Genomic DNA, 21,012 nt, shown 5'->3' with positions numbered 1-21,012 from the left:
CCCCTACGTCGCTCGGGTGCGGGGCGGTGTTACCGCCCGCGGCGTTCCCGTTCGACGAGTCCTGTCGGCACACCGGCCCGGGCGGGGGTCATCGCGCGTCGCGGTGGCGCGCGCGGGAGGATGCAGCGGCAAGCACAACGAGGTATTGGAGCAGAGCATGGCGCTGCAGAAGCCCGAGATCGACCGCCCCGACGGCCCGCCGCCCGCGGACCTGGTGATCGAGGACATCACGGTCGGCGACGGCGACGAGGCGAAGGCGGGCCAGGTCGTCAGCGTGCACTACGCCGGGGTCACGTTCGCCTCCGGCGAGGAGTTCGACGCCTCCTGGAACCGCGGCGAGCCCTTCGGGTTCCCGCTCGGCGCCGGTCGCGTCATCGCGGGCTGGGACAGGGGCGTGCAGGGCATGAAGGTCGGCGGCCGCCGCAAGCTGACCATCCCGCCGCACCTGGGCTACGGCGACCGGGGCGCGGGCGGGGTCATCAAGCCGGGCGAGACGCTGATCTTCGTGGTGGACCTGCTCGGCGTCCGCTGAGCCGCGCGCTGGTGGACCGGCTCACGACCGGACCAGGTCGAGGCGGTCCACCAGCGCCAGCACCGCGTCCGGGTCCTCGACGTGCGCGTTGTGGCCCAGGCCGGGCAGGGTGACCGGGTCGTCCACGAGCGCGGCGAGGTGGTCCACCGGGGACATCGGGTCGCGCTCCCCCGCCGCCAGCACCACCGGGCAGCGCGCCGCGCGCAGCAGCCCCACCACGTCCGGGGCGCCGACCGCGAACGCCCGCGGGTCGAACGCCGCCCGCCACCGGCCACCCTCCTGGACCACCGATCGCGGGTTCGCGTCCGGGCCGGGCAGCCCGGCCAGCTTCACCGCCCAGGACTCCGCCTCCTCGCGGGTCTCGAACGCGCGGGGCGGGCGGGCGGCGAGCGCGGCGGCCTTGGCCAGGTCGTCGTCGGTCCACTCGATCTTGATGCCGACGCCCACGACGCCTTCGACGTCGAGCCCGAACCAGCCGCTGGCCAGGGTCAGCGCCAGCACCCCGCCGAGCGAGTGCCCGACGGCGACGTAGCGGCGGGTGGGGTCCACCTCGACCCCGGCGGCGAGGGCGCCGAAGGTGTAGCGGCGCAGGGGTTCCGCGCCGCCGTGCCCGGGCAGGTCGACCGCGACCGCCTCCCCGGGCCAGCGCTCGACGACCCCGTCCCACACGGCCGCGGTGGCGCCGAGACCGTGCAACAGCAGCAGCGTGGGGTGGCCCATCGCGCCATGCTACTCAGCCGGAGGCGACGTGCTCCAGCCAGAAGTCCAGCAGCGCCACCGTCGACCGCGATCCCGTTGCGGGCACCTGTTCTGCGGCGGTGGACGGGCAGCGGTCAGCCCTGCTCCCGGCCCGGGGTGATCTCGCGGTGGATCGCCGCGTGCAGGACGCCCAGGCCGCGGTCGAGGTCGGCGCGGGTGATGGTGAGCGGCGGGGTCACCTTGAGCACGCTGTCGCGGCGGCCGCAGGTCTCCAGGATCAGGCCGCGGTCGTAGCAGTCGCGCTGGACGCGCTCGGCGGCCTCGAGGGTCGGGGTGTCGACGCCGACGACCATGCCGCGGGCGCGGGTGGGCAGGCCGAGGGCCCGCACGTCGGCGGCGAAGCGGGCCATCCGGTCGCCGTGCAGGGCCAGGCGGGCCAGGAAGGCCGGGTCCTCCCACAGGTCGAGCGCGGCGGCCCCGGCCACGAAGGCCAACTGGTTGCCGCGGAAGGTGCCGGTGTGCTCGCCGGGCTCCCATACGTCCAACTCCGGGCGCAGCAGCAGCACCGAGATGGGCAGGCCCGCGCCGCCCAGCGACTTCGACAGGGTGATCGCGTCCGGCACGATCCCGGCGTGCTCGAAGCCGAAGAACCGGCCGGTGCGCCCGCAGCCCGCCTGGATCTCGTCGCACACCAGCGGCACGCCCCTGGCCGCGGTCAGCTCCCGCAGCGCGCGCAGCCAGCCCGCCGACGCCGGGTAGACCCCGCCGTCCATCTGCAGCGACTCGACCAGCACCGCGGCGGGCGGGCCCGCGCCGCCGCTGGGGTCGTCGATCAGGTGCGCGAGCACGGCCAGGGAGTCGAAGCGGCCGGTGGGGCCGTCCTCGTAGGGCAGGAACAGCACGTCGCCGCCGAGGTGGTGCCCGCCGCGGGCGGCGCGGGAGCCGGTGACCGACAGCGAGCCGTGCGACATGCCGTGGAAGGCGCCGGTGAAGGCCACGACCTGGCGGCGGCCGGTGGCCTTGCGGGTGACCTTGAGCGCGGCCTCGACGGCGTCGGTGCCGGTGGGGCCGCAGAACTGGACCCGGTGGTCGAGGCCGCGCGGGGCCAGCACCACGTCGCGCAGCCGCCGCAGGAAGTGCCGCTTGGCGGTGGTGTGCAGGTCGAGGCCGTGCAGCGGGCCACCGGAGTGCAGGTATTCGACGAGCCGGGCGACCATCCTCGGGTCGTTGTGGCCGTAGTTGAGCGCACCGGCGCCGCAGAAGAAGTCCAGGAACTCGCGGCCGTCCTCGGCGACGAGGGTGCTGCCGCGCGCCGAGGTGAACACGGCGGGGAACTTGCGGCAGTACAGCCGGACCCGCGACTCCACCTCGTCGAAGACCGACGAACCCGCCGACCCCGCCTGCCCGGACTGCACTGCCGCAACGGTCATGCCCGGGGAACGTACTCCTGCCGCCACGGACAGCGACGATCGGCTACCCAGAGATGCGACCGGCCGCACACCCGGGACGGGGTGCACGGCCGGTGGCGGGCGGTCGGGCGGGTCAGCAACCGCCGCAGTTGTAGTAGGTGATGTCCCAGTGGTTGCTCTCCAGGTAGTAGATGTTGCCGCTGCCGGAGCGCCACTGGTTGCCGCCGATGGCGGTGAAGTTGCGCTGGATGTAGCCGGTGACGCAGGAGCTGAGGCTGATGTCGATCTTGTAGCCGTTGTAGTGGCTGTAGGTGCCGCTGGCGTGGCCGACCTCGGTGCCGCCGGTGATGTTGACCGCGCAGCCGCTGGCGCTCTTGAACGTCTGGCCGCCCTGCACAGTGGTGAGGTTGATCTGCTCGAACGACGTGCAGGTGGAGTTCTGCCGGTTGGTGCAACCGCCGCTGGAGGACCAGGTGATGCCCGAGGAGCGGAACCGCGCGGCGGCGTCGCTCTGGCTGAGCTTGGTGACCTGGATGGAGATCGGGGCGTCGGCCGGGGTGGACACCGGGTCGTGCTCGCCGCCGGTGGCCGAGGCGAAGCCGGTGCCGAGGGCGAGCGCGGCGACCGCGGAGGCGGCGACCGTGGCGAGGCGGAGCAGGGCAGTGCGCATGGGGACGGGTTCCTTCCGGTGGCAGCCGCCACCGGCCCGGGGGCGCCGGGCTGGGGGTGGGGGCCTGCGACGAGGACAGGAGAGCGGGCCGCCGACGGCCCGGTGGTTCACGCGGGGTCCGGGTCAGCCGGTGCGTCGCTCCCAGGACGGGAGCGTAATGCGCTCCCGCGGACCCGCCCAGGGGTTCGGCCGGCTATTTTCCAACCGGGCACCCCTATGTTCCGGAAGCTAAACCCCAACCGCCGTCCGCCGGTCCGCCCGCCGCCGGTCGAGCACGGCGACGACGAGCGCGAGGGCGATGAAGGCCACCGCGCAGCCCAGCGCGGTGGCGGCGGCGTGCGCGAAGCTGCCGGTGGCGCCGAGCACGACGTGGAAGACGGTGCTGAGCACAGCAGTTCCGACGGCGGTGCCGATCCGCTGGCCGGTCTGCAACAGCCCGCCCGCCACCCCCGCCATCCGGTTGGGCACCTCGGCCAGGGTGAGCGTGGTGTTCGGCGAGATCACCGCCCCACCCCCGACCCCGGCGACGAGCATCGGCACGATCATCCACCACACCACGGCAGACCCGCCCACCACCAACGTGATCAGCGCGACCGCCCCCAACCCCGCCGCCACCAGGCACAACCCGACGACGCTCAGCAGTCGCCCGAACCTCTCCACCAACCGCCCGGCCACGGCTGAGGACACCGCCGACCCGAGCGCGAACGGCGTCACGGCGAGACCGGACTGCAACGGCGTGAAGCCGAGCCCGGTCTGGAAGTAGAGCGCGAACACCAGCCAGATGCCGGTGAACCCGCAGAAGTACGCCAACCCCAGCCCCAACCCCGAGACGTAGCCGGGGGTCTCGGTGAACAGCCGGGTGTCCATCAGCGGCGCCCGGTCCCGCCGCACCACCCGGTGCTCCCACCGCACGAACCCGTACCCCACCACGAAGGCCACGGGGAACAACCACCACAGCGAGGCGAACTCGTCCGCCTCCACCAACGGGAACAGCAGCGCGAGCACGGCCAACCCGAGCAGCCCGGCGCCGACCACGTCGATGTCGGGCCGGTGCCGCCCGCGCACCTTCGGCAGCAACCGCGCCGCGAGCACCAGCGCCACCACCCCGATCGGCAGGTTCACGTAGAACACCCACCGCCAGCCACCGGGGTCACCGAACAAGGCGAGGATCACCCCACCCGCGATCGGCCCCACGGCCGTCGAGATCCCCACCGTGGCACCGAAGATCCCGAACGCCCGACCGCGCTCGGCACCGTGGAACAGGTCCTGGATCAACCCGGAGTTCTGCGGGGTCAGCAGCCCACCGGTGAACCCCTGGAGCAACCGGGCCGCGACCAACCACCCCAGGCTCGGCGCCGCCCCGGCCAACGCGCTGGTGAGCACGAACCCGGTGAGGGCGATGAGGAACATCCGCCTGCGCCCCAGCGCGTCCCCGAGCCGCCCACCCGCGACGAGCGACAGCCCGAAGGTCAGCGCGTACCCGGAGACGACCCACTGCACGGCGGAGGGCGAGGCCCCCAGGTCGGCCTGGATGGACGGCAGCGCCACGTTCACGATGCTCACGTCCAGCAGGCTCATGAACCCCGCCGCCTGCGTCACCGCGAGCGCGCGCCACCGCCGGGGGTCGGGCGCCTGGTCGTCATCCACCCACCCCACCTACCCACTCCCCCGGAAGCCCACACCCCGGGGAGAGCCGGGCCACCCGGAAGCGGGGCCGCTACAGGGCGACCGGCTTCCCGCTCGCCGCCGAGCGGATCGCCGCCTCGATGGTCTCGGTCAGCGCGATCGACTCGGCCACCGCGACCGGCGGCGGCCCGTCGCCGCGCACGCAGTCGCGAACCCCGCGGTAGAACGCGAGGTAGTCACCATCCACAGTGGGGACGACAGTCTCGCCGTCGGGAGTCGTCAAAGTGCCCCAGCGGTCCTCGCCGTAGACGCCGAAGCCCTCGGCCGTCGGCGGGGTTCCCGCGCGGGAGGCGGCTTCCTGCGGGTCCAAGCCCCAGCACCGGTACCCCGCGGTCCCACCGGCCACGGCGAAGCGCGGGGTCACCGGCATGGTCACGTTGCTGGCCCGCAGGTACGACCGGACACCGCCCTCGTGGGTGAGCAGGATGGTGGCGTCCTCGGCGACCCGCACCTCCGGCCGCGGCGCCCGGGTCTCGGCGTACACCGTCACCGGGCGGCCGAACAGCACGATCGCCTGGTCGGCCAGGTGGGTGCCCAGGTCGTAGAGGATGTTGGCCATGTCGGCGGGGTCCGGGCTGGCGCGCCAGGCGGAGCGGACCGCCTTGGCGCCGCGCTCGAAGCGGGACTCGAACCGGCCCACCTGGCCGAGGGTGCCGTCCTCGACGAGCTTGCGCACGGTCAGGAAGTCGCCGTCCCAGCGGCGGTTCTGGAAGGCCGTCAGCACCTTCCCGGTCTGCTTCGCCAGCTCCCCCAGCGCGCGCACCCCGCGGGCGGTCGCGGCCACCGGCTTGTCCACCACGACGTGCAGGCCCACCTCCAGCGCGGCGGTGGCCTGCTCGACGTGGAACCGGTTGGGCGAGGCGACGACGACCAGGTCGACGTCGTCCGCGTGCCGCCACAGCTCGTCGACCGACGGGTGCACCACGACGTCCGGGTGGCGGTCGCGGGCGGTCGCGGCGCGTTCCGGGTCGCCGGTGACGACAGCGGTGACCCGCAGGCCGTCGACCGCGTCGACGAAGGGGGCGTGGAAGGCGCTGCCCGCCAAGCCGTAACCGATGACCGCCACCCTGGTCTCGTCCGCCATGGGTCCATCCTCCCGCCGCACCGGCACCGCGCCGCCCGCCGCGCCGCTAAGCCAAGTCCACCATGGTGCTCCGGCGGGGCGTGGGATTCTGCGCGGTACTGGGCGAGTCCTCCGACGCGGAAACCTGGCTTGCCGCTTCCTTACGCCAGGGGCGGGCCGCCTGGTACACGCAGAGCATCGCCCACAGCTCCTGGGTCACCCCGTCGGGGTCCTGCGACCGCAGGGTCACCGGACCGGTCTCCAGGGTGTCGAACAGCGCCTCGAACCGCCACCGGCCGCGGTGCAGCGCGGCCAGCTCCGCCACCGGGGCCTGCTCCGGGTCGAGCAGCGTGGTCACCAGCACCGCGTCCGGCACCTCCAGCACCCGCACCGCCACCGACGAGGCCAGCGGGTCGTGGTCGGGGACCAGCCGGGACAGGAACGTCCCGTCCGGGAGGGGTTGCAGCCGGGGCAGCGCGACGGACGGGCGCGGGCACCAGAGCAGGTCGGCGCCGACCTCCGCGGCGGTGTGCCAGAGGTCCTGGGCGCGCCCGGGTCGGTGCGAGACGACCAGGGTGCCGGGGGTGAGCGCGTCGAGCACGGACCGGCCGGGGTCGTCGGGGGCGGTGCCGACGCCCACGTCGACCAGCACCCCCCGCCCGGGTGAGGCGAGCACCGACAGCCACACGTCCGGCCCGCCGAAGGCGGCGAGGTTGGCCGGGGTGTCGGCGACGGAGACGGCGCCGCCGTCGAGGGTGCACACCCGCAGCCCGCGCCAGCGCTCGTCGGCGGCCCGGCCGGAGCGCTCGTCGGCCGCGCGGTCGGCGAGCGCGCGGCCCTGCAGCAGCCTGCGCATCACCTCGGGGCCGAGCCGCTTGCGCGCCTTGGTGATCGAACCGGTGCTCGGCGCCGAGCGCTTGCCCAGCGGCACCCCCGCCCAGCGCATCCCGGCGGTGAGCCGGGCCAGCACCGCGTCGTAGCCCGCGCCGCCGAAGAGCCACAGCGCCAGGGTGAAGTAGACCATCGTGCGGGCGGGCAGCGACCGGGACCGTTGTTCGCGGACCCCGGCCGCGTCGATCGCGGCGTCGACCTCGGCGGGCGGGAACGCCTCGATCAGCATCCCGATCGCCACCCGGTCGGACAACCGGTCGCGCGCGGCTTTGGCCGCACGTGTCATTCCGCCCACCAATGGACCTCTCAACCCGATGTTGCACCAGCGCACTAAGGAAGTAATGAACCTGTCGATCTTGTCGACCAGTGCGGCGACATGAATAGCATCGGGCACGGCCCCAGCGCCAGAGCCCCCGGGACGCAAAAAGATTCGCCGCGTCCTACGCTCGTTTCACCCCGGCGCCACCTGCGCGACCGGGCGCGGTTTCCCCGGTTACCCCATTCGGCCCGGAAACCGATCTTCGAGCAGGAGTGTCGACATGTTCTCAATCACGCTGACCGCCCTCGTCGCGGCCCTCGCGGCCGCGGCCCCGACCCCAGGACCGGCCCCCGAGGCGCCGCAGACGCGGATCGCGCTCTCCGTCACCGACGCCGGGGGGCGCACCACCACCGCCGAGCTGCGCTGCGGTCCGACCGGGGGCAACCACCCCGCGGCGAACGCGGCCTGCGCGGCCTTGACCCAGGTGGAAGGAGACCTCTCAGCCCTGCAGGTGAACACCGCGCAGGCGTGCACGCTGGAGTACGCCCCGGTCCAGGCTTCGGCCGCCGGTCACTGGCGGGGGCGGCCGATCACCTTCGACCGCGCATTCCCCAACGCCTGCGCGCTCGTCGGCAGCACCGGCCCGGTGTTCGCGCTGACGCCGGACCCGATGGTACCCCAATCCGAAGTGGACGGTGCTTTCACGGCGATTTAACGCTCACCCGTATTCACCTTATCGAGTGACCCCGACCGGGGGACTGTGCGAAATCGAGGTTACAGCGGTGCGACATTTCCGGCAGTGATCATCGCCACTGTGCGGCCCGTTCCCACTTCCGGAAACCCGATCGTGGTCTCTTCGTCGATCATCCGCACATCCGGAACCCATTGCCTTTGCCGCCGCCCGGCCCCGGTGCTTTCCCGGGGCCGGGCGACCGGGCTCACAGGTGCCGCGCCCACCAGTCCAGGACGGTGGCGAAGCGCTGGGCGCGGTGGCGGGGCGAACCCGAGCGGGTCAGCTCGTGGCCCTCACCGGGGAAGAGGATCAACTCGGCGTCCACGCCGTTGCGGCGCAGCGCGACGAACATCCGCTGGGCCTGCTCCACCGGGCAGCGCCAGTCCTGTTCGGAGTGGACGACGGCGAACGGGATGGTGATGGCGTCGGCGTGGGTCAGCGGGCTCTGCGCCGCCAGCGCCGCCGCCCCCTGCCCGCAGTAGGCCTCGGCGAACCACCAGCCGATGTCGGACGAGCCGACGAACGACTCCCAGGAGTTGACCGCCCGCTCGCTCCACGCCGCGGTGAACCGCTCGCCGTGGTGGGCGGCCAGCCAGCCGGTCATCCACCCGCCGTAGGACCCGCCCATCACCCCGACCCGGTCGGCGTCGAGGTCCGGGCGGTCCAGGACGGCGTCCAGCACGGCCAGCACGTCCACCGCGTCGACCGTGCCCATGGCGCCGACGATGGCCCGGCCGTGCCGCTCGCCGTAGCCCGCCGACCCGCGCGGGTTCGGCAGCACGACCGCGTAGCCCGCGTCGGCGTAGACCTGCGCCTCGTCGTAGAGGCCCCAGCCGTAGTACATGAACGGGCCGCCGTGCACGGCCAGCAGCACCGGGTGCGGGCCCTCCCCCTCTGGCAGCACCAGCCAGCCGTGGGTGGCGTAGCCGTCGGGCGCCGAGGCCTTGATCTCCACCACCGGCCGCAGCCCCGTCGCTCGCAGCGGGGCGCCGAAGTCGGTCAGCGTGCAGGTCTCGTCGCCGGTCACCAGCACCAGTTCGCCCGCGGTGTCCCAGGTGGACACCGTGCAGACGACCCGGTCGCCGTCGGCGGCGAAGCCCCGCACCACCGCCTGCTCACCCGCCAGCAGCGCCAGCTCCGACAGCGTCGCGCCGTCGGCGGCCACCGGGACCCGGCGCAGCTCGACCGCGCCCCGGTTGCGCACGCACACCAGCACGCCGTCCCCGGTGACCAGCGGGGCGGGCCCCTCGCAGTCCACGGTCTCCGGGTCGGTCAGCCTGCGCGGCTCGCCGGGGACGCCGTCCAGCCGCAGCGGCACCGCCCACACCCCGGTGTTGCGGGCCACCGCCTCGGTTCCGGGGAAGTCGTCGCCGAGGTAGACCACCATGTCCTCGGCCACGGCCAGCGGGTACTCCACCGTGCCCGCCGCCCTGGCCACCAGCACCGGCGCCCCACCCTCCACCGGGACGGCGTAGATGTCGCGGCGCAGCGTGTCGGCCGCGCCCCAGTCCCGCTTGGCCGACACCACCAGGTGCTCGCCCGAGGGCGCCCAGGCGGGCCCGGACGGGTCGGCCAGGCCCTCGGTCAGCCGGACCGGCTCGCCGCCGTCGACGTCGACGACGAACAACTGCGGCGCCCGGTCCAGCAGGAAGCCCACGTCGTCGAGCCGGTAGTCCAGGCGGGTGATCCGCCGCGGCGCCTCGTCGGCGGGGGCGGGGTGCTCGGCGCCGTCCGGGGTGGCGGTGCCGTAGCGGCCCGCCTCGGGAACCCTGGCGGTGAACGCGATCCGCCGCGAGTCCGGCGACCACACCGGGGCGCCCGCGCCCATCGGCAGCCCGGTCAGCCTGCGCGCCTCACCGCCGTCGACCGCGATGACGTGCAGTTGGGCAGGCGCGTCCGCCGACTCCGCGCGCAGGAACGCCACCGCCGCGCCGTCCGGCGACACCACCGGGGCGGTGTCGCGGAAGCCCCTGGTGAACGGGCGCACCGGGCCGCCGTCGAGCGCGACCCGGTGCAGACCGCCGCGGTAGGTGTTGTCCGCCAGGTCCGGCGCGGTCACCGAGACGAGCAGGAAGTCCCCGCTCAGCGCGGGTGTACCGGGCGTGGCCAGCAGTTCGATGTCCTCAGCACGCACCGCGACGACGTTACCCGACACCTGTCGTGGACCAGGACCGTCGGTTATTCCCAGTCGTCCACAGAAGTGCGCCGGTCAGCCCTGGTGCCGGGCGCTCTCCTCGACCTCGTCCCCGGTGCTGTCCCCGGCGGGCAGCGGCGAGGGTTCGACGCCCCTGGCCTCGTCGCGCCTGCTCTTGATGATGCTGGCGACGGTGGTGACGGTCAGCACGCCGACAATGACGACCAGTGAGAACACGGTGCCGATCACCGGCACCGGCACCGGCTCGCCGCCGTTGAGGAACGACAGCGAGTTGGTGTGCAGCGCCTCCAGCACCAGCTTCACGCCGATGAACGCCAGGATCACCGCGAGGCCGATGGGCAGGTAGACCAGCTTGCGCAGCAGCCCGCCGAGCAGGAAGTAGAGCTGCCGCAGGCCCATCAGGGCGAAGGCGTTGGCGGCGAAGACCAGGAACGGCTCCTGGGTCAGGCCGAAGATCGCCGGGATGGAGTCGACGGCGAAGAGCAGGTCGGCGGTGCCGATGGCGACCATGACGATGAACATCGGGGTGAAGAACCGCTTGCCGTCGAGCTTCACCGTGGTCGCGCCGCCGTGGTACTTGTCGGTGACCGGCAGGATGCGGCGCGCGAAGCGGGTCATCGCGTTCTCCTCGTACTCCTCGTCCTCGCCGAGGCCCTCGCGGGAGAGCTTGACGGCGGTGTAGATGAGGAAGATGCCGAAGATGTAGAACACCCAGCTGAACCGGGCGATGGCCACGGCGCCGACGGCGATGAACACGCCGCGCATCACCAGCGCCAGCACGATCCCGACCAGCAGCACCTTGTGCTGGTGGATCTTCGGGACGGCGAAGGCGGACATGATGATCAGGAAGATGAACAGGTTGTCCACCGAGAGCGAGTACTCGGTGATGTAGCCGCTGAAGAACTCACCGGCGTAGGTGCCGCCCGAGAAGATCCACACGCCCGCGCCGAAGGCCACCGCGCAGGCGACGTAGAACGCCACCCACCGGCCCGCCTCACCCACGGTGACCTCGTGGGGCTTGCGGTCGACGATCACGAGGTCGATCGCGAGCAGGACGAGCAGGCCGCCGATGGTGGCGAGCCATACCCACAGGGGTACGAACATGGGTCAATTCCTCCGGTTTCGGGCACACGCCGACACCGGAGGTCTCTTCCGTCGATGCGCCACCACGCGGGGGACACGTCGACCACCGACCCCGGGCCCCCCGCGGGAGGCCGTGCTGACGGAGCCGGTGCGAAGGAATACTCCCCTCCGACACATCTTGCCTGGGCGATTCTCCACGCAGGCACCGATGAGCACCACTCGGGGCGGGGCGCCGTTCGTCACATCCCGGGGAATGGAGCAACCACCCCGGGTGGGCGGTGCGCTCCGACACCGCGGCGGCGGCCATCCGTGGCGGGCGCACACCCGCTGGGAGGTCTCTCAGGAACCGGCGGATACCGTCCGTGACGTGCTCAGGATTCCCCGCCTCCGCACGCGTCAGGTGGTCGTCGCCGCCGTCGTCCTCGTTCTCGCCGCAGCCGGCATCGTCTGGCTCAACCGCGGCGACTCCGAGGCACCGGTGTCCACCCGGGACGCGTTCGTCGAGCTGCTCAGCGGTCCGGACCGGGATCAGCCGGTGAAGATCGACACCACCCTCTACCTGCCGGAGACCACGCCCGCCCCGGTGGTGATGGTGGCCCACGGCTTCGGCGGGAGCAAGGACAGCGTCGACGCCGACGCCCGCGAGTTCGCCCGCCGCGGCTTCGTCGCGCTCGCCTGGTCCGCCCGCGGCTTCGGCCGCAGCGAGGGCGAGATCGGCCTCAACGCGCGCGACTTCGAGGTCGCCGACGCGAGCGGGCTGGTCAGTTGGCTGGCCGGGCAACCGGAGGTGAGCAAGACCAGTGCGGACGACCCGGTGGTCGGGGTGACCGGCGGTTCCTACGGCGGGGCGCTGTCGCTGCTGCTCGCGGGCACCGACAAGCGGGTCGACTCGCTGGCACCGGTGATCACCTACAACGACCTCGGCCAGGCGCTGCTGCCCAACTCGGCGACGACCGGGACCGCGGCGCAGTCCCCGGCGGCCAACCCGTACCAGGCAGACGGCGTGTTCAAGCGCTCCTGGGCGGGCATCTTCTTCTCCGCCGGGCTCGGCGGCGGCGGGCTGGGCAGTCCCGGTGCCGAGGCCACCGAACCCGGTTCCGAGGACGACGGCTCCTCCGGCGGCGCGGTGGGCACCGCCGACCCGGCCGCCGCGGCGGGGGCGGCGCAGCCCGACCCCGGCGCCGCGCGGGGCGGCTCCGGTGCGGCCTCGGACGGCGACGCGTGCGGGCGGTTCACCGCCGCGGTGTGCGCCGCCTACGCCCAGGTCGCCACCACCGGCCGGGCCGACCAGCGGACGGTCGAGCTGCTGCGCTCGGTGTCCCCGGCGGCGGTGACCGGCGACATCACCCAGCCGACGATGCTGGTGCAGGGCGAGCAGGACACCCTCTTCGGCCTCGACCAGGCCGACGCGAACGCCCGGCAGATCAGCGCGAACGGCGCCCCGGTCAAGGTCGTCTGGTATACCGGCGGGCACGACGGCGGCAGGCCGGGCGCGCAGTTGCGCGGGCAGATCGCCGACTGGTTCGACTTCCACCTGCGCGGGCGGGGCACCGACCCCGGCACGGGTTTCGAGTACGCGGTCGAGGGCGCGCTGCGCGCCCAGGGCAGCCCGTCGGTGCGCACCGTGTCCACCGACGCCTACCCCGGTCTGACCGGTGGGCAGCCGACCACGCGCACCCGGCTGCCGATCTCGGGCCCGGAGCAGGTGGTGGTCAACCCGCCGGGCGGCAACCCGGCGTCGATCAGCAGCCTGCCCGGGTTCGGCTCGCTCATCTCCGGTTCCTCCCGGCTGGCGGGCAGGCTCGCGGTTGACCTGCCCGGGCAGGTGGCCCGGTTCACCAGCGAACCGCAGACCCAGCAGTTGCTCATCTCGGGCGCGAGCACGGTGCGGCTGCGCGTCGCCGCGCCCGCGGGCGCCCCGCCGTCCCCGGAGGGGGCGGTGCTGTTCGCCAAGCTCTACGACGTCGCCCCGGACGGCACCCGCACGCTGCCCGGCTCGGCGGTCTCGGCGTTCCGGGTGCCGTCGCTGCCCGCCGACGGGTCGCCCGCGGAGGTGACCGTGTCGCTGCCGGGCATCGTGCGGCCGGTCGAGGCCGACCACCGGGTGGAGCTGGCCGTGACCACCACCGACCAGGCGTACGCCACCCCGGCCGCGCCCGCGAGCTACCGCGTCTCGCTGGCCGGGGACGCGGCGCTGGCCGTGCCGGTCGTGGCGGGCACCCGCTCCTCGACCACCGTGCCGGTGTTCCCGCTCGTGGGCATCGGGGTGGTGCTGTTGGTCTGCGCGGCGGCCGTGGTCGCGGGCGCGGTGCGGCGCAAGCGGGCCGACCAGCTCGACCCGGAGCTGGCCGGGGTGCCGCTGGTGATCGAGAACCTGTCGAAGTCCTACCCGGGCGGGCTCAAGGCGGTCGACGACCTGTCGTTCACCGTCCAGCGCGGGCAGGTGCTGGGTCTGCTGGGGCCCAACGGCGCGGGCAAGACGACCACGCTGCGGATGCTGATGGGGCTGATCCAGCCCACCGCCGGGGAGATCCGGGTGTTCGGGCACAAGATCCGCTCCGGGGCCCCGGTGCTGTCGCGGATCGGCTCGTTCGTCGAGGGCGCGGGCTTCCTGCCGCACCTGTCCGGCCGGGCCAACCTGGAGCTGTACTGGGCGGCGACCGGTCGCCCGGTGCAGAAGGCGCACTTCGACGAGGCGCTGGACGTGGCCGGGCTCGGCGCCGCGGTCGAGCGCAAGGTGAAGACCTACAGCCAGGGGATGCGGCAGCGGCTGGCGATCGCGCAGGCGATGCTCGGCTTCCCGGACCTGATGGTGCTCGACGAGCCGACCAACGGGCTCGACCCGCCGCAGATCCACCAGATGCGCGAGGTGCTGCGGCGCTACGCGGCCACCGGCCGCACGGTCGTGGTGTCCTCGCACCTGCTCGCCGAGGTGGAGCAGACCTGCGACCACGTGGTGGTCATGCACCGGGGCCGGTTGGTGGCCTCCGGGAAGGTCGAGGACATCGTGGCGGGCGGCGGCGAGGCCACGTTCCGGGTCGACGACACCGCCACCGCCGCCGAGGCGCTGCGCGGGGTCACCGGGGTCAACGCGGTGACCGTCGAGGGCGAGCACCTGGTGCACGCCGACCTCGCCGACGGGGTGCCCCGCTCCACCGCGCTCGGGGCGCTGGTGCGCGCCGGGGTCGCGGTCGAGCAGGCCGGGCCGAGGCGCCGCCTGGAAGACGCGTTCCTGCAGTTGGTCGGAGAGGAGTCGAGCGGATGAGCGGCGAGAGCGCGAACGGCCACCGGCCGGGGGCGCCCGGCGGCTGGAAGGTGCCCGGGAGCAGGCCGGGTGAGTCGGTCACCACCGTCTACACCGACCCGGACGCCATCGACGGCCTGGCCAGGGCGGCCGAGGGCGAGTCGACCGGGTTCGACCCGAACGGCTCGGTCGAGGGCTTCTCCTCGACGCGGACGCTGCCGCTGCGGGTGGAGCTGCTGCGCCAGCTCAAGCGGCGGCGCACCCAGTTGCTGCTCGGGTTCCTGGTCCTGCTGCCGTTCATCCTGTGGGCGGCGTTCGAGTTCGGCCAGGACTCCGGCAACCGGCGCTCCGGCGGGTTCGTGGACCTGGCCACCGCGAGCGCGCCGAACTTCGTGATCTTCGTGCTGTTCGCGGCGGGCAGCTTCCTGCTGCCGATGATCGTGGCGCTGTTCTTCGGCGACACGATCGCCTCGGAGGCGTCCTGGTCGAGCCTGAAGTACCTGCTGGCGATGCCGGTCCCCCGGCACCGGCTGCTGCGGCAGAAGGCGACCGCCTCGGCGCTGCTGTCGCTGCTGTCGCTGGTGCTGCTGCCCGCGGTGGCGCTGCTGGTCGGGGTCGTGTTCTACGGGACGGGTCAGGCGGTGAGCCCCACCGGGGACGCCATCTCGTTCGGGGACTCGATGCTCGCCCTGGGCGGGTCGGTCGGCTACATCGCGATCAACCTGCTGTGGGTGGCGGCGCTGGCGCTGTTCCTGTCGGTGGCCACCGACGCGCCGCTGGGCGCGGTCGGCGGGGCGGTGCTGGTGTCGATCCTGTCGCAGATCCTCGACCAGATCACCGCCCTGGGCGGGCTGCGCGACTACCTGCCGACGCACTTCTCCTTCGCCTGGTCGGACCTGATCTCCACCGACATCGACTGGACGAACATGGCCGACGGCGCGTTCTCCGCCGTGGTGTACGCGGCGGTCTTCGGGCTGCTGGCCGCGCGCCGGTTCCGGATCAAGGACGTCACGAGCTGACCGGGGCGGCCCGACCGGCTGGTGCGCCGGTCGGGCCGCCGACCACCGGATCACGGGGCGTGGAACGCATTCCCGATTCGGGGCACCCGCGAGTGGTCTGGGATGATCACCGCCGTGGACGACGTCGACTACTACGAGCTGCTCGGGGTGCGCAGGGACGCGTCGGCGGCGGAGGTCAAGTCGGCGTTCCGGGCCCTGGCCAAGGTGATGCACCCGGACGCGGGCGGCACGGCGGGCACGTTCCGGCTGCTGAAGTCGGCCTACGAGACGCTGTCGGACCCGGCCCGGCGCCGCGAGTACGACCGGGGTCCGGCCCCGGAGGTGCCCGCGCCCCGGCCCGCGGCCCGGCGCCGCTCCCGCACCGCCCCACCCCGGTTCCGCGACGACCCCGCGTTCGTGCCCGACGGCTGCTCGGTGCCGCCGACGGCGCTGCCGTGGTGGCACCTGACCCGCCACCAGCCCAGGATCTCCGCCGGGCCGGGCCACGCGCCCGCGGTGGCGGCGGTCGCCGGGGTGCTGCTGCTGGCGAGCCCGCTGCTGGCGGTCGGGTCGATGTCGGCGGTGGTGCTGGTGTGCTGGCTGGGCGTGCTGGTGGCGGCGGTGGTCGCCGCGGTGCGGCTGGGGCGGGCGTACGCGCGGGTGGAGCGGGTGCGGGAGGCCGCGGCGGCCGAGTTCGGCGACCGCACCGAGTTCGGTGTGCCCGACCGCGAGCCGGTGGCCGAGCGGCTGACCGCCGAGCTGCTGGCCCGCTACCCGGGCAGGCTGCCCGGCGCCCGGCTGTTCCACGGCCTGTCCCGCCCCGGCTCGGTGTTCGCCGACGTCGAGCACGGGGTCCTGTGTGGACACCGGCTGGTGCTGGTGGAGTCGAAGCTGTGGCTGCCCGGGCACTACGAGCTCGACGCCGACGGGTCGGTGTGGCGCAACGACCACCCGTTCCGAGGTGGGCACAGCACGCTCGCCGAGACCGTGGCGGCGTTCGCCGAGCTGCTGCCGGGGGTGGAGGTGCGCGGGGCGCTGCTGCTGTACCCGAGCAGGCAGGGCGCGGTGAGCGTGGACGGCACGGCGGTGGCCGGGGTGTCGCTGTCGGTGCCGGACGACTTCGTGCGCGTGGTCGGGGGCTGGCTGGCCGGGGACTGCGCCACTGTGGACCACCACGTGCTGCGGGTGCTGCGCGACCGGGTTCCCGCCGAGGCCGCCGCGGTGTGATCCGCCGGATCGGCGTGCGCGACCCGGGTGCGACGATCGGTCCTCAGTGGATTCCCAGGGCGGCGGCCAGGGGTCCCAGGCCGGTGGTGGTCGCGGTGCGCTCCGCGGCGGCGCGGAGCTTCTTGCGATCCACGGTGGACAGTTCTTCCGCGGTGGCCGCCAACCTGCGCAGGCCCGCCTCGTCCAGGGTGGCGAGCAGGGGCAGGACGTCGGTGGCCAGGTCGTCGTCGGCGGCGATCGGGTGCAGGAAGGCGGGCAGGCGCACGGTGGTGATCATGGCGAACAGCGCGGGGAAGTGGTCGTGGCTGTCGCTGTGCAGGGCGACGCGGACCAGGGAGTCCTCGTCCAGGGCCGTGACCACCGCGCGCAGGGTGTGCTCGGGGACGTCGCCGACGAAGCGGCCCATGGTGAGGAAGTCGCGGCGGCGGACCAGCTCGTGGGCCACCTCGACCACCCGGGCCGGAGGCAGGGTGCCCACGATCGGGCCCGCCCGGCGCGGGTCCAGGTGGGTGGCCACGTCGGCCAGGAAGGTGGTGCCGAGCCTGCCCGCCAGGTCCAGGGCCCGCTCCGGTTCCAGCACCGAGGCCACCCTGGCGCACATCACCGGGCCGAACGCCCGCTGCGCCACGCTCGCGGTGATCGCGTTGGGGACCAGCCTGCTGGCCGCCGCGATCCGCTCGTAGGCGGCCCGGTTGGCGTCGAAGAGCACCTCGGTGGCGCGCTCGCGCACGGCCCGGACATCGGCGGGCGGCACCCGCGCCAGGTAGCCGAAGCGAGCCGGGTCCTCCCCCAGCAGGCGGGCCAGCTTGGCGATCTCGATGCGGGCGGTCACAGGCCCAGCACCCGGCGGATGAGCGCGCGCAGCACCCCGGGCAACTGCGCCAGCGAGGCCTCGGTGGACTCCTCCAGCTCAACGCGCTGCCTGCGGCGGGCCGAGTGCAGCGCGTCGGCCAGGTCGCGGACCGCGGCCTCGTCGAGGGCCTCCACCGACTCCGGCAGGCGCCCCCCGAACCGCGCTCGCAGCAGCGCCACCGACTCGTCCACACCGACCTCCCGCGTCCCCGGACCGACCCGCCCCGCACCCGCCGGGGTCACTGCACGCAGAACTCGTTGCCCTCCGGGTCGAGCAGCACGACCCAGTCGCCGATGTTCTCGTGGCGCTCGGCGACCAGGGTGGCACCCGCCTCGACCAGCAGCCGCACGTGCGCGGTGACGCGCTCCCACCGCCCCTCGTCGCGCGGGCCGTCCACGTGCACGTCGAGGTGCACGCGGTTCTTGGCCGCCTTGTCCTCGGGGACCCGCTGGAACAGGAGGCGGGGCCGGTCGCGGTCGGGGGCGACCACGGCGGCCAGGTCGCCCCAGCGCTCCGGCGGCATCCCGATCCGCTCGCCGAACTCCTCCCAGGTGGTGAAGCCCGGGGGCGGGGGCTCCAACTCGTAGCCGAGCGCGAGCGCCCAGAACCCCGCCTGCCGCCCCGGGTCGAGCGCGTCGAACGTCACCTGGAAACCGAGTGCCACGAGCACCACCTCCGGCCCGCGATCCTACGGGCAGGGACCGACAGCGGGCGGGCGAACCAGGGTCGTAGGTCCCTGTCGGCTCTTCTGAGCCGGGCATACCCTGCGAGACCCGGTACGCGAGTGGACGTGAGATCCAGGGATGCACGTATTCGTCACCCACGCCCGGCGTGATCTCCCGGCGATCACCCGGCTGCGCGCGGACCTGGAGAGCACCGGTCACCGGGTGTGGTCCGACGGTGACGTCCTGGGGTCGCGGCGCGGCTGGGACGAGGTGCTGCGGCACGTGCGCGACTGCGCGGCGTTCGTCTTCGCCGTGTCCCCGGAGTCGGTGCGCTCCCCCGCGTGCCTGGCCGGACTGCGCTACGCGCTGGCGTTGCGGCGGCCCGTGCTGGCGGTGGTGGTCCACCCGGTGCCCGCGGGCGAGGTGCCGGACGAGCTGGCCGGTGCCGTCACCGTCGACTGCTCCCGGCCGTCGCCGCGGACCGCGGCGGCGTTGCGCGCGGCCGTCGACGCGCTGCCCTCGGCGCACCGGCCGGCCGGCCGCCTGCCCGAGGAGCCCGCGCTCCCCGCCGCGACGATCACCGACTGCGAGGCGCTGCTCGACCGCGGGGCGCTGGACCGGCGCGCGCAGGCCGAGGTGCTGGCGGTGCTGCGGGCGCGGCTGGCCGACTCCGGCGAGCGGTCCGACGCGTGGCGGCTGCTGGTGCGGCTGCGCCACACCGAACTGGAGCCCGGGGTGGCCGAGGGCGTGGAGCAGGTGCTGGCCCCCGGCTGGCAGCCCGACCCGCGCGAGCACCACGAGGCCCGCTACTGGGACGGGCAGTCCTGGACCACGCTGGTGTGGCAGGGCGGGCGCGAGTTCACCGACCGGGCCAGGCCGCCGGAGGTGCCCGACCCGCCCCGGCGCCCGGAGCCGCCGACCCCGACCCCGGTGGTGCCCGCCGTGCTGCGCCCCCGCCGCGCGCCCGCCCCGGCCGAGCCGGAGGCACCCCGGCGCGGCAGGCGGGTGTCGGCGCTCGTGCTCGCCGGGGTGCTGGTGCTGGCGGCCGGGGTGACCGGGGGCGTGCTGCTCAACCGGGGTTTCGGGCCGGACGAGAGCATGGCCAACCGCACCGCCCGCAACTTCGTCGACGCGGTCAACACCCACGACCGGGGGACGGTCACCCAGTACGTGTGCAGCCGGGACCGCACCGCCAACGCCCACCTCTACGGCGCGTTCTTCGACACCGCCGACGTCACGCTGGAGAGCGTCGACGCGGCCGGGTCCGACCCGAGGTTCACCATTCTGGCGGCACGCACGGCGGGAACGGCGTCGGTGCGCTTGAGCATCCCGCTTGAGGTGGAGAATGGCGAATGGCGGGTATGCGACATCGGTAAGGCGTTGTCGGGCCGCTGACCGCGCGGAGTTGAAACATGCAGGTGTTCGTCAGCCACGCGTCCGCGGACCGCGACGCCGCCGCCCGGCTGCGCGCCGACCTGGCCCAACTGGGCAGGCAGGTGGCGCTCGACCGCGGCGAGCCGGTGGGGGTGCGCTGGTGGGAGGGAGTGCTGCACCGGCTGCGCCAGAGCGAGGTGTTCGTGCTGGTGCTGTCGCCGGACTCGGTGCGCAACCCCGGGTGCCTGGCGCAGATACGGTACGCGCTGGCCCTGCACCGGCCGGTCCTGCTGGTGCCCGCCCGCCCGGCCACCCCGCCCCCGGAGGTCACCGACGCCCCGGTGTTCGACCCGGCCGGGCTCGGCGCGGAGCGGGTGGCGAAGCTGCGGGTGGCGCTGCTGTCGCTGCCCACCACTCCCCCGCTGCCGGACCCGCCGCCCCCGGAGCCGCCGGTCCCCTACCTGGAACCGTTCCGCGACCGCCTCGCCGACCCGCGGCTCGGCGAGGCGGAACTGCGGTCGATCTTCCGCGAGCTGCGCTCCCGACTGCGCGACGAGCAGGACCGGGCCGGGGTGTGGGCGCTGCTGGTGCTGCTGCGCGCCCGCCCGGACGTGCCCGCGGCGCAGGCCGCCGAGCTGGAGGAGGTCCTGGCCCCCGGCTGGCAACCCGACCCGGAGCACCGCGTCGACCGCCGCTACTGGGACGGGCAGGCGTGGACGACGCTGGTCCGGCACGAGGGCCGCGAGTTCAACGAGCGCCGCGTCCCACCCCCGGAGGCCACCTGGTCGGGTGACGCCCCGGCCCGCCCCCGCCCGAGCACCCCACCCCGCCCACCCGGCCGCGGACCGGCGGGCCACCGCCCCCTCGGCCGCAGGCGCTGGGTCTGGGTGGGCGGCACGGCCCTGCTGGTGGCCGCGGTCGTGGTCGCGGGCTTCCTGTGGTTCGGCGACTCCACCACCGACCCCCGCGCGGTCGCCCGCCAGTTCGTCGACTCGGTCAACATCGGCGACACCGACGGCCTGGTGCAGGTGGCCTGCGAGAAGGTCCGCCCCACGGTCCGAACCACCTTCCTCGGCGGCGGCTTCCACCTCACCCTGGAGAGCGTGGACCCCGGCGCCGAACCACCGACCTTCACCGTGCTGGCCACGGACGCGAGCACGGACGTCTCCGACCGCCGCACCTTCCCCCTCGTCCGCGAAGCAGGCGAGTGGCGCGTCTGCGTGTGAGGCAGAGCCACCCCCACCAGCCACCCCGACCCCAACCCCCACCGGCCACCCAAAACCCCCGCTGGCCCGGCCACCTCAAGCCCTGCTTGCGCAGCGGCCGACCACCCCGAAAACCGCCGGCCCGGCAAGCCAACCGCCCGGGTGGGTAGAGGTCCTGAACGCAGGCCGACCGCCCCGAGAACCGCCGCCCCGGCTGCGCGACTGCCCGGGTGGGTGGATGTGTTTGGCCGGGGGTGGCGATCATG

At 74.1% G+C, this 21,012-nt stretch carries 18 protein-coding genes; 7 read left to right on the top strand and 11 right to left on the bottom strand.

Annotation, left to right across the window (positions count from 1 at the left end; translation table 11 throughout):
* Positions 1-157: 157 nt before the first annotated feature.
* On the top strand, positions 158-532 hold the full coding sequence (locus UO65_RS20455) for an FKBP-type peptidyl-prolyl cis-trans isomerase (protein WP_035285089.1): 375 nt from the start codon (positions 158-160) through the stop codon (positions 530-532).
* Positions 533-553: 21 nt separating this feature from the next.
* Here UO65_RS20455 and UO65_RS20450 read toward each other — a convergent pair whose 3' ends face one another.
* From UO65_RS20450 to UO65_RS33485, 6 genes are all read right to left on the bottom strand, one after another.
* Complete coding sequence (locus UO65_RS20450) at positions 554-1,252, bottom strand: alpha/beta fold hydrolase (protein WP_035285086.1); 699 nt, start codon at positions 1,250-1,252, stop codon at positions 554-556.
* A gap of 113 nt (positions 1,253-1,365) precedes the next feature.
* A complete protein-coding gene (locus UO65_RS20445; protein ID WP_052021417.1) occupies positions 1,366-2,661 on the bottom strand; it encodes a diaminobutyrate--2-oxoglutarate transaminase in 1,296 nt (431 codons plus the stop codon).
* Between the two features lie 112 nt (positions 2,662-2,773).
* Positions 2,774-3,310, bottom strand: coding sequence for a hypothetical protein (locus tag UO65_RS20440; protein WP_035285083.1), 537 nt, complete (start codon positions 3,308-3,310; stop codon positions 2,774-2,776).
* A gap of 228 nt (positions 3,311-3,538) precedes the next feature.
* Positions 3,539-4,957, bottom strand: a complete 1,419-nt coding sequence (locus tag UO65_RS20435) for an MFS transporter (RefSeq protein WP_035285169.1) — start codon at positions 4,955-4,957, stop codon at positions 3,539-3,541.
* Between the two features lie 70 nt (positions 4,958-5,027).
* Positions 5,028-6,080 carry a Gfo/Idh/MocA family oxidoreductase gene (locus UO65_RS20430; RefSeq protein ID WP_035285080.1) on the bottom strand — a complete coding sequence of 351 codons (1,053 nt, stop codon included), beginning with the start codon at positions 6,078-6,080 and terminating at the stop codon, positions 5,028-5,030.
* A gap of 46 nt (positions 6,081-6,126) precedes the next feature.
* Positions 6,127-7,236 (bottom strand): transposase domain-containing protein, encoded by a 1,110-nt coding sequence (locus UO65_RS33485; protein ID WP_084175963.1) that lies wholly within the window; start codon positions 7,234-7,236, stop codon positions 6,127-6,129.
* Between the two features lie 253 nt (positions 7,237-7,489).
* Between UO65_RS33485 and UO65_RS20420 the strand changes: the two genes are divergently transcribed.
* Complete coding sequence (locus tag UO65_RS20420; protein ID WP_052021415.1) at positions 7,490-7,924, top strand: SSI family serine proteinase inhibitor; 435 nt, start codon at positions 7,490-7,492, stop codon at positions 7,922-7,924.
* Positions 7,925-8,147: 223 nt separating this feature from the next.
* Here the strand turns inward: UO65_RS20420 and UO65_RS20415 are convergent, their stop codons facing one another.
* Both UO65_RS20415 and UO65_RS20410 read right to left on the bottom strand, forming a co-directional pair.
* A complete protein-coding gene (locus UO65_RS20415; protein WP_035285077.1) occupies positions 8,148-10,076 on the bottom strand; it encodes a S9 family peptidase in 1,929 nt (642 codons plus the stop codon).
* Positions 10,077-10,151: 75 nt separating this feature from the next.
* Entirely contained in the window at positions 10,152-11,201 is a 1,050-nt protein-coding gene (locus UO65_RS20410) for a TerC family protein (RefSeq protein WP_035285076.1), read from the bottom strand.
* Between the two features lie 346 nt (positions 11,202-11,547).
* On the opposite strand from UO65_RS20410, the gene UO65_RS20405 reads away from it, so the two are divergent.
* From UO65_RS20405 to UO65_RS20395, 3 genes are all read left to right on the top strand, one after another.
* Positions 11,548-14,445, top strand: a complete 2,898-nt coding sequence (locus UO65_RS20405; RefSeq protein ID WP_035285075.1) for an alpha/beta fold hydrolase — start codon at positions 11,548-11,550, stop codon at positions 14,443-14,445.
* A complete protein-coding gene (locus UO65_RS20400; protein WP_084175960.1) occupies positions 14,442-15,443 on the top strand; it encodes an ABC transporter permease in 1,002 nt (333 codons plus the stop codon). The genes UO65_RS20405 and UO65_RS20400 overlap by 4 nt, the downstream gene beginning before the upstream one ends.
* Positions 15,444-15,545: 102 nt before the next feature.
* Complete coding sequence (locus UO65_RS20395; protein ID WP_035285073.1) at positions 15,546-16,649, top strand: J domain-containing protein; 1,104 nt, start codon at positions 15,546-15,548, stop codon at positions 16,647-16,649.
* A gap of 43 nt (positions 16,650-16,692) precedes the next feature.
* Here UO65_RS20395 and UO65_RS20390 read toward each other — a convergent pair whose 3' ends face one another.
* From UO65_RS20390 to UO65_RS20380, 3 genes are read right to left on the bottom strand one after another with little or no spacing between them, the layout of a single operon-like run.
* Positions 16,693-17,481, bottom strand: coding sequence for a hypothetical protein (locus UO65_RS20390; RefSeq protein ID WP_052021414.1), 789 nt, complete (start codon positions 17,479-17,481; stop codon positions 16,693-16,695).
* Entirely contained in the window at positions 17,478-17,693 is a 216-nt protein-coding gene (locus UO65_RS20385) for a hypothetical protein (protein WP_152552183.1), read from the bottom strand. The genes UO65_RS20390 and UO65_RS20385 overlap by 4 nt, the downstream gene beginning before the upstream one ends.
* 47 nt (positions 17,694-17,740) lie before the next feature.
* A complete protein-coding gene (locus UO65_RS20380) occupies positions 17,741-18,166 on the bottom strand; it encodes a VOC family protein (protein ID WP_035285156.1) in 426 nt (141 codons plus the stop codon).
* A 139-nt stretch (positions 18,167-18,305) separates the two neighbouring features.
* Between UO65_RS20380 and UO65_RS20375 the strand changes: the two genes are divergently transcribed.
* Together UO65_RS20375 and UO65_RS38680 are read left to right on the top strand one after the other, a co-directional pair.
* Positions 18,306-19,562 (top strand): Rv0361 family membrane protein, encoded by a 1,257-nt coding sequence (locus tag UO65_RS20375; protein WP_035285072.1) that lies wholly within the window; start codon positions 18,306-18,308, stop codon positions 19,560-19,562.
* A 17-nt stretch (positions 19,563-19,579) separates the two neighbouring features.
* A complete protein-coding gene (locus UO65_RS38680) occupies positions 19,580-20,767 on the top strand; it encodes a toll/interleukin-1 receptor domain-containing protein (protein ID WP_035285071.1) in 1,188 nt (395 codons plus the stop codon).
* Positions 20,768-21,012 lie beyond the last annotated feature (245 nt).

It is taken from the genome of Actinokineospora spheciospongiae, from assembly GCF_000564855.1.
In the GTDB taxonomy this organism is placed as follows: domain Bacteria; phylum Actinomycetota; class Actinomycetes; order Mycobacteriales; family Pseudonocardiaceae; genus Actinokineospora; species Actinokineospora spheciospongiae.
The sequence above is the reverse complement of the archived record's forward strand: the minus strand, read 5'-3'. Positions and strand labels throughout refer to the sequence as shown.